The sequence below is a fragment of the Konateibacter massiliensis genome, from assembly GCF_900184995.1.
GTDB classification, from domain to species: domain Bacteria; phylum Bacillota; class Clostridia; order Lachnospirales; family Lachnospiraceae; genus Lachnotalea; species Lachnotalea massiliensis.
In genome coordinates, this window is record NZ_LT860099.1 from 633693 (window position 1) to 647040 (window position 13348).

At 39.5% G+C, this 13348-nt stretch carries 15 protein-coding genes; 3 read left to right on the forward strand and 12 right to left on the reverse strand.

The annotated features are described in order from the left end of the window. Window positions 1–3: 3 nt before the first annotated feature. Window positions 4–1773 (reverse strand): HlyD family efflux transporter periplasmic adaptor subunit, encoded by a 1770-nt coding sequence (locus CTY48_RS08740; RefSeq protein WP_180272687.1) that lies wholly within the window; start codon window positions 1771–1773, stop codon window positions 4–6. A 188-nt stretch (window positions 1774–1961) separates the two neighbouring features. Between CTY48_RS08740 and CTY48_RS08745 the strand changes: the two genes are divergently transcribed. Both CTY48_RS08745 and CTY48_RS08750 read left to right on the forward strand, forming a co-directional pair. Continuing rightward, complete coding sequence (locus tag CTY48_RS08745) at window positions 1962–2639, forward strand: response regulator transcription factor (protein ID WP_099468121.1); 678 nt, start codon at window positions 1962–1964, stop codon at window positions 2637–2639. Continuing rightward, on the forward strand, window positions 2632–3675 hold the full coding sequence (locus tag CTY48_RS08750) for a HAMP domain-containing sensor histidine kinase (protein ID WP_099468122.1): 1044 nt from the start codon (window positions 2632–2634) through the stop codon (window positions 3673–3675). Before CTY48_RS08745 ends, CTY48_RS08750 begins: the two co-directional genes overlap by 8 nt. Before the next feature lie 149 nt (window positions 3676–3824). On the opposite strand, the gene CTY48_RS08755 is transcribed toward CTY48_RS08750, so the two are convergent. The 5 genes from CTY48_RS08755 to sdaAB all read right to left on the reverse strand — a co-directional run bounded on the left by CTY48_RS08755 (window position 3825) and on the right by sdaAB (window position 7446). Continuing rightward, window positions 3825–4388, reverse strand: coding sequence for a thymidine kinase (locus tag CTY48_RS08755; RefSeq protein WP_099468123.1), 564 nt, complete (start codon window positions 4386–4388; stop codon window positions 3825–3827). Between the two features lie 136 nt (window positions 4389–4524). Next, on the reverse strand, window positions 4525–4860 hold the full coding sequence (gene yneA / locus CTY48_RS08760) for a cell division suppressor protein YneA (RefSeq protein WP_099468124.1): 336 nt from the start codon (window positions 4858–4860) through the stop codon (window positions 4525–4527). Between the two features lie 214 nt (window positions 4861–5074). Further along, window positions 5075–5713 carry a cytidylate kinase-like family protein gene (locus tag CTY48_RS08765; protein ID WP_099468125.1) on the reverse strand — a complete coding sequence of 213 codons (639 nt, stop codon included), beginning with the start codon at window positions 5711–5713 and terminating at the stop codon, window positions 5075–5077. A 153-nt stretch (window positions 5714–5866) separates the two neighbouring features. Continuing rightward, the gene (gene sdaAA, locus CTY48_RS08770) at window positions 5867–6748 is read right to left on the reverse strand and encodes an L-serine ammonia-lyase, iron-sulfur-dependent, subunit alpha (RefSeq protein WP_099468126.1); all 882 of its coding nucleotides are present in this window, start codon (window positions 6746–6748) and stop codon (window positions 5867–5869) included. Window positions 6749–6786: 38 nt separating this feature from the next. Then, the gene (gene sdaAB, locus CTY48_RS08775) at window positions 6787–7446 is read right to left on the reverse strand and encodes an L-serine ammonia-lyase, iron-sulfur-dependent subunit beta (RefSeq protein WP_099468127.1); all 660 of its coding nucleotides are present in this window, start codon (window positions 7444–7446) and stop codon (window positions 6787–6789) included. 545 nt (window positions 7447–7991) lie between these two features. Here sdaAB and CTY48_RS08780 point away from each other — a divergent pair. After that, window positions 7992–8552: an SHOCT domain-containing protein gene (locus tag CTY48_RS08780; RefSeq protein WP_099468128.1), complete on the forward strand. Its 561-nt coding sequence runs from the start codon at window positions 7992–7994 to the stop codon at window positions 8550–8552. 165 nt (window positions 8553–8717) lie between these two features. On the opposite strand, the gene CTY48_RS08785 is transcribed toward CTY48_RS08780, so the two are convergent. The 6 genes from CTY48_RS08785 to CTY48_RS08810 form a co-directional block, all read right to left on the reverse strand. Beyond that, on the reverse strand, window positions 8718–9635 hold the full coding sequence (locus tag CTY48_RS08785; protein WP_099468129.1) for an RluA family pseudouridine synthase: 918 nt from the start codon (window positions 9633–9635) through the stop codon (window positions 8718–8720). Beyond that, on the reverse strand, window positions 9622–10182 hold the full coding sequence (lspA, locus tag CTY48_RS08790; protein WP_099470111.1) for a signal peptidase II: 561 nt from the start codon (window positions 10180–10182) through the stop codon (window positions 9622–9624). Before lspA ends, CTY48_RS08785 begins: the two co-directional genes overlap by 14 nt. Beyond that, window positions 10175–11287 (reverse strand): 3-dehydroquinate synthase, encoded by a 1113-nt coding sequence (gene aroB, locus CTY48_RS08795; protein WP_099468130.1) that lies wholly within the window; start codon window positions 11285–11287, stop codon window positions 10175–10177. Before aroB ends, lspA begins: the two co-directional genes overlap by 8 nt. A gap of 18 nt (window positions 11288–11305) precedes the next feature. Then, window positions 11306–12064: a YlmH family RNA-binding protein gene (locus CTY48_RS08800; protein WP_099468131.1), complete on the reverse strand. Its 759-nt coding sequence runs from the start codon at window positions 12062–12064 to the stop codon at window positions 11306–11308. A gap of 5 nt (window positions 12065–12069) precedes the next feature. Further along, window positions 12070–12591, reverse strand: a complete 522-nt coding sequence (locus tag CTY48_RS08805) for a cell division protein SepF (protein WP_099470112.1) — start codon at window positions 12589–12591, stop codon at window positions 12070–12072. A 61-nt stretch (window positions 12592–12652) separates the two neighbouring features. Then, the gene (locus CTY48_RS08810) at window positions 12653–13345 is read right to left on the reverse strand and encodes a YggS family pyridoxal phosphate-dependent enzyme (protein ID WP_099468132.1); all 693 of its coding nucleotides are present in this window, start codon (window positions 13343–13345) and stop codon (window positions 12653–12655) included. Window positions 13346–13348 lie beyond the last annotated feature (3 nt).

The following is a 13348-nucleotide window of genomic DNA, read 5'->3' on the forward strand; positions in this document are numbered from 1 at the left end:
CTCCTAGAAACCTCCCATCGGTCCCATGTTCATAAACTGGGATGCATCTGCGTTGGTAGAAGGTACTACAATACTCATGCCCTCTGTAATCTCATCACTGATAATCTCCATGTAATAATCTGTCTCCATACCAAGTGTTACTTTCATCTCAACCGGCGGTTGATTTTCTCCTGTGACAACTTGAATGGTTCCCTCTGTATCAGAAACCGTTGTCACCGCGTCATAAGGAACTGCATAGACATTTTCCTTCGTCTCTAAAACAATACTCAATTTGGCGGTCATACCAAGTCTGATTTTGTCATTCGGCGTATCTACCGAAACCTTTACTTCATAGGTTACATCACTGCTGGTAGATGTGGTTGCAGATGTCGATGTTTTCGGTGTTGGGGAAATATATGTAATTGTTCCGTTTAGCTCTTCCTCCCCGGTTGCATTTGTTTTGATAATAACAGACATTCCGGTATACAAATCACCGATATCATATTCATCAACCGTTGTCTCAACCACATAAGAGCTGTCATCTTTAATTGTAAACATATCGCCTCCGGCATAAATATCTCCGGCGCTTACATTTACAGCCGTCACAACACCGCTGATTCTCGCTGTCACATTTCCTTTTTCCAACTGCTCCTCATATTTTTCCAACTCCTGTGCTTTTGCATCCAGACTGGTCTCATTGGAAAGTCTTGTGGATGCCAAACTTTCCTGCTGTGAGCTTACGGTGTTATTGTTGCTTCTGTTTGTACTGTCACGCTCGGTCACGGAATTGTCGTATGTTTTTTGTGCCGAATCAACCACCGCTTCCGCTGAAGCAAGCTGTGTTTCTAAAGAAGATTTGTTTGCTTTCGCTGTTTCATATGCAGTCGTTGCTGCTTCATATGCTGCAGACGCCTTCTCATATGCTGCTTTTGCCTCATTATAGGATGAGCTTACGGCATCTAACTGTGACTTTGCATTGCTGGTTACCTGCAATTTTTCTGTCAATGTATTTTTAGCTTCTGTTAACTGGGCATTTAAACCTGCCAATACAGTCGCATCACTTGTTGCAGCTATTTGTGTTTCCAAACTTTTTACATTTGCTTCTGCCGCTTCGGATGCAAGCTTTGCCGTTTCATATGCTGTGTTTTTGCTATTATAATCCGGTGTCAGACTGTCATAGGTTTTCTTTGCGCTTGTATAAGCCTTTTTTGCGCTGCTATAGGTATCCTTTGTGCTCGATACTTTATCACTTGCAGAATCCAAATCATTTTCAAGATCAGTCTGTGTATTCTGTGCATCAGTCAGATTGCTTTCCGCGTCTGCCACATTGCTGTCTGCCTGCTCAGCCTGTGCATCTCTTGTCGTTTGTGCATACGCCAGGGAGCGCTCTGCCGATTGTTCACTTAAATTATTTTGTGCGCTGCCGTTATCAAGACTCTTTTGTGCCGAAGTAACCGAATCCTGAATACTGCTCACATCAAATGTGGCAATAACATCACCGGCACTTACCCGGTCTCCTACTTCCACATTTACTGCGGTTATCTCATAACTGGTCAGCGATGTCTGCTCGGTCTGCGTATCATTCGCCTCAATCGTTCCGGTTGCACTGATACTGTTTGTGAGTGTCCTCTTCTCAATCGTCTCTGTCTGAATGGCTGTTTGCTGCATACTTTGCATTTTATTTGCAGCAGATATACGAAATCCAACTACTGCTGTTATGACAAGCACCACAACAACCACAAGTGCGATTACTTTCTTATTCATTTTTCGAAATACTTCTTTAAGCTTACTCAAAATAAATTCCTCCATTTTTTCATCATTTCCCAATAAGATAGCAAACGAATATAAACTCAGTTTAAACAATGCTCATATTTTATAAATTAATATTTAGTTTATAATTCCATGCTATACTTCGTCATATATATTGCTGTTACCACGCAAAATATTATATAATGAATAGAAAGATTGCGAGGGAGAAAACCATGTTTACAATTTTAGTCGTTGAAGATGATGATAATTTAAGACAGTTGTTTTGTACCGTATTAAATAAAAACGGATATCATACAATTGATGCTAAGGATGGCGTTGAAGCACTTGAATGTATGGATAAAGAATATATAGACCTTTTGATATCGGATATTATGATGCCGAATATGGACGGGTATGAACTCATAAAGCAGCTTCGTGCGGCACATTATGAGATACCCATTTTGATTATCACGGCAAAAGAAAGCTTTCAGGACAAGAAACAAGGCTTTACATCCGGAACAGACGATTACATGGTAAAGCCAATCGATGTAAATGAAATGGTGCTTCGTGTACAAGCATTGCTTCGCCGTGCTCAAATTATTACAGATCGAAAGCTTACTATTGGTAAAACTGTGCTGGAATATGACTCCCTAACTGTTTATCAGGAAGGACAAGCTCTCCTTCTTCCTCAGAAGGAATTTTATCTGCTCTATAAGCTTGCTTCTTTTCCGAATAAAATTTTTACAAGACAAAATATTATGGATGAAATATGGGGACTGGAAAGTGAATCCGATGAGCGAACCGTAGATGTACATGTAAATCGTCTCAGAGAACGTTTTAAGGAGAATCAAGACTTTGATATTATCACGGTAAGAGGTCTTGGTTATAAAGTGGTGAAAAAAAATGATTAAAAGAAGAAATATAACTTTTTGGCTTTGCTTTGTATTGTTAGTCTTTTTCATTATGTTATTTTCTGCAATTATTATGGCAGTTATTGTGGCATGCCTCATCCATTTGGGGCTCTACCTTCCTTTTCACAAGGATCCGCTTCTTCCTATCCTATTTGTACTTTTACTCAGTACTTTTATTGGAACTGCACTTTCCATGATGGGGGGAACAATAATTATGAAGCCAATCCGTGCTTTTAGCCATGCAACCAATCTCGTTGCAAAAGGAGACTTTACCGTCCAATTGGAGGAGCGTCAAAAAATATATGAGATGGGTGAGTTGACAAGAAACTTTAACAAGATGGTTTCTGATTTGGCAAGTATTGAAACGCTGCGCAATGATTTTATCGCCAATGTCTCTCACGAGTTTAAGACCCCGCTCTCCACAATCGAGGGCTATGTAACATTGCTTCAATCCGATGATTTAACCCCTGAACAAAAGCAGGATTATATCAACATCGTTATGAACAGCACAAGACAGCTTTCTACTTTAGCAAGTAATATCTTAAAAATCTCTAAGCTGGAAAATCAGGATAAAATACTTGATAAAGGCTGGTTTTCCTTGGACGAACAAATTCGTCAGGCCTTACTGTGGCTGGAAACAAAGTGGACCGAAAAAAATATTGACCTGGAGCTTGAACTCTCTTCCATTTCCTTCTATGGAAATGAAGAACTTATGATGCAGGTTTTTATCAATCTGATTGACAATGCCATAAAATTCACGCCAAAGGAGGGTAGAATACTCATCAATGCCTATCAAACTGCTTCAGAAACCGTTATCTCCATTTCCGACACAGGAATCGGCATATCCACTGAGGCGCAGAGCCATGTTTTTGAAAAGTTCTATCAGTCCGACAAGGCTCGTTTATCGGAAGGCAATGGCTTAGGACTTACTTTGGTAAAACATATTGTAGATTTATCTGAGGGGACGATTCATATCGAAAGTGAGAAAGATATCGGCACAACCTTTACGTTAAGACTTCCGTTGTTTTCTGAATAGCTTTCACATGCAGCAGAAACTGCAAACAGCTTCACTTTCTTATCATTTATACATAAAAACCGTAGGATGTAAATCGCTTAAACGTGAATTACAACTACGGTTTTTTCTATTCTTTCGCAACGGTTAATTGTTAGCCATTACATGATTCACTATTTTAACTGCCCGCTTCTATGGTGTTTTCTGCAAACTGCAATATAACGGTCATTGGCTCCCATTACAATCTGTTCGCCGCTTCGTATCATATTCCCTGCCTCATCAAATCTTGCATTGCAGGTAGCTGCTTTTCCGCACCAGCATACCGTCTTAATTTCTTCTATCACATCTGCCCAAGCCATAAGCCACATACTGCCTTCGAAAAACTCTCGTTTAAAATCAGTTCGCAGACCATAGCAGATAACCGGAATATTCAAATCATCTACAAGATGTACCAAAAACTCAATCTGCTCCTTCACAGCGAATTGAGCTTCATCCACGATTACACAATCATACGCCGCCAGCTCTTCGTCTTTCATCTCAGTTAACTTCTCCAGATAAACTGCTTTACTCTTCAATCCAATTCTTGATGAAACATAGGCATCCTCATCTCTCGTGTCCAACTGGGGCTTTACAAGCAATGCCTTCTTTCCTCTTTCGTGATAATTATATTCAACCATCAATGCATTGGCGCTCTTTGAACTTCCCATTGCACCATACCTAAAATATAGCTTGGCCATTTTTATTTCCTTCCTCACTGTTCCATAATTGACACCATATTGCCTTTCCTATCGTATCATAAAAAGTAATCTGGTACAATTCTTAATTTTAGTTTAGGGGCGGTGCTGCAGGCCGAACTATATTGGGATATAATCTTTAGTCAAGTACCTGACTGGAATAGTAAGGTACCGTCAGATATTGTCCTTCATGAATACTGTCCCCATACAGCGAATTAAGGTTCTTTACCTCCTGAATATAATCATTTACTGAATTATATTCCGTGGTTATATAATCCTCCGCCAATTCCCAGAGGGTATCCCCTTTTTCGATTTGAATGCTTGTATAATATTTATATACCTCTTTCTCAGGTGCCTTATTTTTTGCTATGGAAATAAAGCTTCCGCAGGTTACTGCAACTGCCGCTGCAAGGCATATTGTCATCACTATAATATAAAATCTCTGATTATCTTTCTGTACGATTTGTCCGTTCATAACAATTCCTCCCGTTTCGTATCTGATCAACTTAAGGTTTCCTTCTGATTTCCTAATACTATTTGAACATATCTCGAACATGTTTTCCGAACAACTGTTCTTTATGTATCCTATTGTATTATACGAACGGATGTTTGTCAATTGTTTTTCATTAAAAAATCGAACAAATATTCTTGCGAAAATTTGTTCGATTTTATGTATTTTATATTATGTTTTATATGCGAGGTGTATCCTTCTTCATATATTCCAGATACTCTTTAATAATTTGAACACTTCCCTCTACTCCAACCAAGGAGCTGTCCAGTGCCAGATGATAACTGGAGGTTTCTCCCCATTTCTTGCTGGAATAATAATTGTAGTAGCTGGCGCGGCTTTTATCCGTTTTTACAATTAAATCTTTTGCCTTTGCATCTGTTAACTCATATTTTTTAGCGATACGTTTGATTCTGTCTTCCATATTTGCGTGGATAAACACGTTCAGACAGTTCTTGTAATCCGCCAGCGCATAATCGGCACAGCGGCCTACGATAACGCAGGATTCCTGATTTGCAATTTTTTTAATCGTATCAAACTGTGCAAGGAATACCTTGTGATTCAGCGGCATATCTACAAACGCTGCTGAATTATATCCAAGTGAATAAGTATCCATAACAAGAGAATATAAAAAACTGTTTGTAGGCTTTTCGTCATGATTTTCAAACAGTTCTTCGCACAATCCGCTTTCCTTTGCCGCCTTTTTGAGCAACTCTTTATCATAAAAATTAATTCCCAACTCATTCGCAAGCGCCTGACCGATATCCCTGCCAGCACTTCCATACTGCCTTCCGATTGTAACAATAGTATGATTCAACATTACGTCCACACCCTTTCATGTACTTTCTTCTACCACTCGAAAACTTCGTTTTCTCGTTAATATATCAAGTAAAATCAAATGTCTGCTTCGCAGCCGCTTGATTTTCTTCTGATATATTAAATTATACACTAAATATAGTAAAAATAAAACCCACTATTTTCTTCTTTTGTCTAACAACTTATTTACAATTTCCTGCGCTGCGGGTGTTGCAGCTAGTCCTCCCATGCTTGTCTCACGTAAAGATTCGTCCATCTTATCTCCTACCGCCTTCATCGCATCGATGACCTGGTCAGCCGGTATTCTGCTTCCAATGCCGGCCAGTGCCATATCTGCGGATGCAAGGGCATTCATGGCACCGATTACATTTCTCTTGATGCATGGCACCTCAACAAGCCCTGCTACGGGGTCACAGACCAGTCCAAGCAGGTTTTTGAGTGTCATTGCAACAGCATTTGAAATCTGTTCGGGATTGCCGCCCTTTATATGCACAAGGGAACCTGCCGCCATCGCCGATGCAGAGCCTACCTCCGCCTGACAACCGCCTGCCGCCCCTGCAATATACGCCCGTTGTGCAATCACTTGGCCAATACCGGCAGAGACATAAAGTGACTCTATAATTTTATCCTCTGATACGCCTTTTTTCTGAAATAATGGCAGCAAAACTGCCGGTAAAACTCCTGATGCCCCTGCTGTCGGTGCTGCTACAATTCGCTTCATACAGGCATTTGATTCACCTATCTGAAGCGCCTGCGCAATGACCGATGCAACAAAGCCTTCACACAACGTATCCTCCGTTTTACAGTATTCCTCCATAAGTCCGCCGTCTCCGCCTGCCAAGCCGCTTTTTGAGTGCTCTGACTTATTATAACTTTCTCCGGAAAAAACGATCGCTGACCAAAGCTCCTTCATTTTATCCATGGAAGCCTCTTTGGAAACAGCTCTCTCATTCATATCATCTGCAAGAATCGCTTCCCAAAATTCAATTTTTTCCTGTTTACACTTCTCTAATATATCCTTCAATGAATGATAGCTCATCGTCTTCTCCTTCTAAATATAATGCAATTCTGTGAGTACTAAACAGCTTCGATACAAGTTACTTTGATAACACCGTCCAGACAGCTTAACATTTCTATGAAATCCTTTGGAATAGGCTGGTCGGTCTCAATTACCATAACGGCATAGCCGCCTCTTTTATCACGATATAGCTGCATGGTCGCTATATTTACACCTTTTTCTGCCAATGCTGAGGTCACCTTTGCCACATGTCCGGGTTCATCCTGATTGTGTACAATCAAGGTAGGATTTTCTCCTGTGAAATTTACATCAATGTCATCCAATTTACGAATCATAATCCTGCCGCCGCCAATAGATGCTGCCTGTATTTTCAGCTTCTTGTCACCTTCCCCGAAAAGTTCTAGGAGCACCGTATTTGGGTGCGCATCTTTTATGAAAATGTTGGATATCTCAAATTCCATATTTTTTTCTTTTGCTATCTCAAAGCTTCTGGGGATATCCATATTATCTGGTTCCATTCCTAAAAGTCCCGCCACAATTGCCCGATCCGTGCCATGTCCCTCCCCTGTCGCCGCAAAGGAGCCATGGAAATAAATCTCTGCAACCTGGGGGATATCTCCAAGAAGCCGGCTTGCCACCAATCCGATTTTTACGGCTCCCGCCGTGTGGGAGCTGGAGGGTCCGACCATAACCGGACCTAGAATGTCAAATATTGTCATATAAGAACCTCATTTTAATATAGAATGTGCTCGGTACGCTCTTGTTCTAAGCACGGTCGGCATAACCGACATTATACCCTTCGCGCAAGTATACATAATATTTTTAATTTCAAAAAATCCATTGAAATTTTCTTTTAGATTAAAATATATCTATTAAATACATTCCCCGTTTACTCGACATATTATACTTCGTTATACCGAAATACAAGCAAAAATATGTGCTAGGAAAGTCAGAAAAAATCTTTGACTATAAGACAGTTTACCTCATGAATATAATATCAAGGAATAACTTTTAAAATACTCCATAACTCGTATCTATACTTAGATAACCATTATCAACATAAGACGGCTGAACATTTTCAAACTTGATATATAGTGTCAATAGTAATCAACAAGTCAATCCACAGTACTGATTGCATTGGGCATGGAAATATGGTAAAATTTGTTTTAATACATAATTGTCGTCTAACTAATATGGTTAAAACAAACGCCAAGTAAAAAGATGAACAATACAATATTATCTATATAAAAAGGAGTATCATAAAATGAGGAAAGACATTGAACAAGTATTGAAAAAGTTTGAAGTGAACACATTTGGAAACAAGGGTAATATTGAGCAATTAGAGCAAAAACTGTCTGAAACTGAGGAGGTTAAATATATCGCTCCAACAAATGCAATAATAACCACTATTGGGACGCGAAAGGTTGAAAAACTTCCTGGCGTTTTTGCTCTTACAACACAAAGAATATTATTTGCTTATAGAGCAGGTCTTTCGCATTCTTTTTACACATGTGATTTATCTGAGATAAAAATGGTCAACTGTAGTGGCAACGGGTTAACAGGTGGTCATGTAGAAATATTTACCTTTATAAAGACATTTGATATTTTAGTAAAATATAAGAAAAGTATAATACAAGACATACAAAGAACATTTGATGAAACAATCGAACAACATAAACAGATTCCATCTCTCACTGTATCAGTAGTCTCTCAAGGTGATGACATTGTTACTCAGATTCAAAAACTTTCCTATTTAAAAGATAACGGTATAATAACCGATGAGGAATTTTCAATTAAGAAATCGGAGTTATTATCAAGAATGTAAACAAATTATAAAGTGTAATAATACCTAAAATACATATAATTAGTTGCATAATAGTGCTACATTATACATGTCCATCATAAAAAACTTCGAGCCAATTTGGCTCGAAGTTTTTAACGCTCCTTATTAGCAAGTCAATGCCGCTAATGCACAACAGTGACGGTTTATTTACCTTTTCCGCAACTGTACCAAAAGCTTCTCAAAATACTCAGGAAGCGGTGCTTCAAACTCAACATACTCTCCTGTCCTCGGATGAATAAATCCAAGCACCCTAGCATGAAGCGTCTGTCCTTGCAGATGAAAAGGCTGCTTTGCAGGTCCGTAAACGGTATCACCCAAAAGCGGATGATGGATGCTCGACATGTGAACCCTTATTTGGTGTGTCCTTCCTGTTTCTAGCTGGCACTCAACATAAGTATAGTTGCCGAAACGTTCCAATACTTTATAATGGGTAACGGCATTTTTGCCGGTCTGAGGCTGAATGGACATTTTCTTTCGGTCAATCGGATGCCTTCCAATTGGTGCATCAACGCTTCCTTCGTCCTCTTTCACGTTATTGTGCACGATTGCACGATATTTTCTTGTAATCGAATGTTCCTTTAGCTGTTCGCCAAGAGACAGATGAGCGGCATCATTTTTGCAGATAACCAAAACACCTGTTGTATCCATATCAATGCGGTGTACGATTCCCGGCCTTAATACTCCGTTAATACCAGATAACTTGTCATGACAGTGATACATCACAGCATTTACAAGGGTCCCCTCATAGTGACCTGCGCTGGGATGTACTACCATTCCCTTCGGCTTATTGACTAACAAGACATCCTCGTCCTCATAGAGAATATCAAGGGGGATATCCTGTGGTTCAATATCCGGAAGCACCGCATCAGGGATGGTGATTTCTATCTCATCACCTTCATTTAGCTTATAGCTTGCCTTTACTGTCTTACCGTTCACAAGTACAGCCTCATCCTTGATGAGCTTCTGCAAATAAGAACGGGTCTGGTTTTCCAGCAGTTCACTTAAATACTTATCGATTCGCTCTCCTAAATCGCCGTTCTCTACTAAAAATCTATTTTGCGTCATCTTTTTCACCCGATACATCAGAGTGTTTTCTATCTATGAACTTTAAGTCCTCTTCCTTATAGATAAATAAAATCGCGACGATAAGCAGGGCCGTTGCCACTGTCACATAGCAGTCCGCCACATTAAAAATAGGAAAATTAATAAGTTCAAAATAGAAAAAGTCAACCACATAGTTATTCAAAACACGGTCAATCATATTTCCGATGGCACCTGCCGTCATGAGAACAGCCAAAATTCGAAGCAGATGATATTTCGGTGTGCATGGCATTTTATGATAGAGGTATGCAATTGCAGCCAGAATGAGAATTCCTATTATAACAAAGAAAATGGCACGGTTTTGCATGATTCCAAACGCTGCACCTCTGTTTTCCAGATAGCGAAGCTGAAAAACTCCATCTATGATGACAAACGGCTCTTTATCCATCAGAGCAGAGACCGCCAGTCTTTTTGACCATTGATCCAAAATAATCAAAAGGAGGGCCGCCACAATCCCAATTATGTTATATTGCATTCTTTTATTTTTTAAGTCAGTCATTGAATTATTCATTTTCATCCTCGTCAAAGTTAATAAATTGAATTGCCTCCAGTAGCTCCTCGTCTGTAACAGTGCTGTCAATCACAGCTTTTCCCATTTTCTTTAGAAGAATAAATTTGATTTGCCCTGAATCCATCTTTTTGTCTCTCTTAACCGCTTCCAGCACTTCTTCCGGCACAATGCCTGTAACTGTAATCGGAAGGTTGAATGCCACATACATATCACGGATTTCATAAAACTCCTCTTTTGTCAGGTTGCCTCTTTTCCATGAAAGATAGGAAGCTGCCACAGAGCCCAATGCTACACATTCACCGTGCAAAAGCTCGAAGTTTTTAAGTTTTTCAACGGCATGTCCTATCGTATGTCCAAAGTTAAGGAGCGCTCGGTCCCCTTGCTCTGTCGGGTCCTTTTGTACAACTGCACTCTTGATGAGACAGCTTTCGTAAACCATCTCCTCCAAGATATCCATCTCTTTTTCATAAATCTCATATAAATGTTCAATCAGCCAAATATAATAGCCCTCGTTTTTAATCAGACCATGCTTTAATATCTCGCCCATTCCTGAGTAAAACTGTGCCTCACTTAAACTTGTCAAAGCACTTAGGTTCATATACACAAGCCTTGGCTGATGGAAGGCTCCCACCATATTTTTATAGGCATCGAAATCAACGCCTGTCTTTCCTCCGATGCTGCTGTCAACCTGTGATAAAAGCGTCGTCGGAATCTGAATAAAATCAATTCCTCGTAAGTAGGTCGCCGCCGCATAGCCCGTCAAATCGCCTACTACGCCGCCGCCCAATGCCACGAGCATATCTTTTCGGTCAAACTTTTCGATAATCAGCTTCTCATACAGATTTCGAACAGTATCCAAATTTTTGTTTTCTTCTCCTGCCGGAAATGTGTAGGTCACAACCCCTCCTGCAACTGTCTTTAAAATTTCTTCCAGTTCCTTTGCATAAATTCCACCCACATTGCTGTCCGTCACGATACAAAGCTTTCTATTTCCCAAATCAAGCGCCTGAAGCTCATTTGCAAGCTGTGCAAAAGAATGTTCAATTACAATATCATATAAACCGGTTTTCTTATTTTTCTCATAAATTGTTAAGCGTTTTCCCATCTTATGTCCCTTTCAAAATTACACGTATTTTTTAATCTCTATAAAAATTTTTCCTTTTTTCGTCTCAGATAAAATTCCTGTAAAGACAAACTTTCCGACGCCTCTCACGGATATGACATCCTGTTCCTTTACCGTCTCGCTGTTTGCCTCTATTAATCTTCCATTTAGAAATACCTTTTTTGCCATAATATACTCCACCGCCTGGCTTCTTGAGCAAGAACAGCAAAGCGTCAGCATGCTGTCAATTCTCGTGGTGGAAACAGAACCCTTTATCATTTTAAATTCCGGTTCATAGTTAAATTCCCTGAGACTTTCCGTCAAAACTTTGACATTTGTGTGCTTTACCTTAGTCAATTGCTCGATAAAGAAATCTGCCAAATTTTCATGACAAAATAAGATTGCCTCATTGTCCTTCACAAGAATATCACCGACCTTGCTTCTGTCAACACCAAGGTTGATAAGGGCACCTAAAAAATCTCTGTGAGTAAGAGAATCTGCATATTTTTTGTGCGATGGCGCGATGCGAATAACAGAAATAGGATAAAGCTCCTGTATATCACGAGAAAAAGCATCAGGAATAAAGACAATCATCTGACGCTCGGCTGATTCATAGCCTCCAAAAACTTCATACGGTGTATAAAGCTCTCTGGAAACACTATGAAATATATTCAATTCATTCAAATTCAAAAAATCTGTAAATACCGGAATATTCCTGTTAAATGCGGCATTTGACAGTTCAACAAAACGCTTCTTTAATAATATTTCTTCCTTTGTCATCTCTCTTAAATTTCTGTATGCAATGCCGGCACATCAAAAGCTCCGCTCAGCAAATCCTGAAAATCTCCTGAAATATCAACGCTTGATGGTGTAATAATAAAAATGAAGTTTGAAATCTTCTGCAAATTACCGCTGATTGCAAAACAAGATCCTGAAGTAAAATCAATGATTCTCTGTGCAATATCTACATCAAGCCCTTCCAAATTCAAAACAACAGCTCGTCCGGTAAGCAGGGTTTCCGTCACTTCTCTGGACTCTTCCATTGATGTTGGCTTAATTACACAAACTTCCATACTTCCCACCTGCTTTCTTGAAGGTCGCATTGGTGTTACTTTTGCGTTATTTGTCTTTACTGCCTTCGGTTTGAATCTTGATTCCTCTTCGTAGTCATCATCGTCGTCTATATTTTTCGTAATGCTTTTTTTCTTTGGTTTTTCCTCTTGATAATCATCGTCGTAAAAATCGTCTTCGTAATCATCCTCATCATTTAAACGCATAACGTCTAAAAACTTATCCATAAATCCCATCTTTAACCTCCGTCCGGACATTTTCTGTATCAATTCTCTGCCCAGAATTTTATTGCTATTTTTATCTATTATAATTTCTTTCTCCAAAAATACCGGTTCCTACTCTTACAAGCGTCGCGCCCTCTTCGATTGCGACTTCATAATCTCCTGTCATTCCCATTGAAAGAACATTCATACTAACATTATCAATGTTTTTTGTTTTTATGTCAACAGATAATTGTTTTAATTTGTTAAAAATCTCTCGATTTTCTTCCGATTCTTCCACAAATGGTGCTATAGTCATAAGCCCTTTGACTGAAATGTTTGATAATTTGGAAATTTCTTCTATCAAAGGAAGTGTCTCCTCCACGCTCACGCCAAACTTGCTCTCCTCCTGTGCCACATTTACTTCGACAAGAATATTGGCTGTCACACCCTTTTTGATTGCTTCCTGGCTGATTGCCTCGGCAAGTCTAAGCGAGTCTATCGAATGTATCAAACACGCTTTATCCACAATATACTTTACTTTATTTCTCTGCAAATGCCCGATAAGATGCCAATGCAGGTTTTTCGGCAGCTGTTCGTATTTGTCGGAAAGCTCCTGAACCTTGTTTTCACCAAATTCAATAATCCCTGCCTCCATCGCTTCCTCAATCATGGAAATCGGCTTTGTTTTGCTCACTGCAATCAGTGTCACTTCGCTTCGGTCTCTGCCTGCTCTTTTACACGCCTCGCATATGCGCTGTTCCACTTCTTCTAAGTTTTCTTTAATCATGTA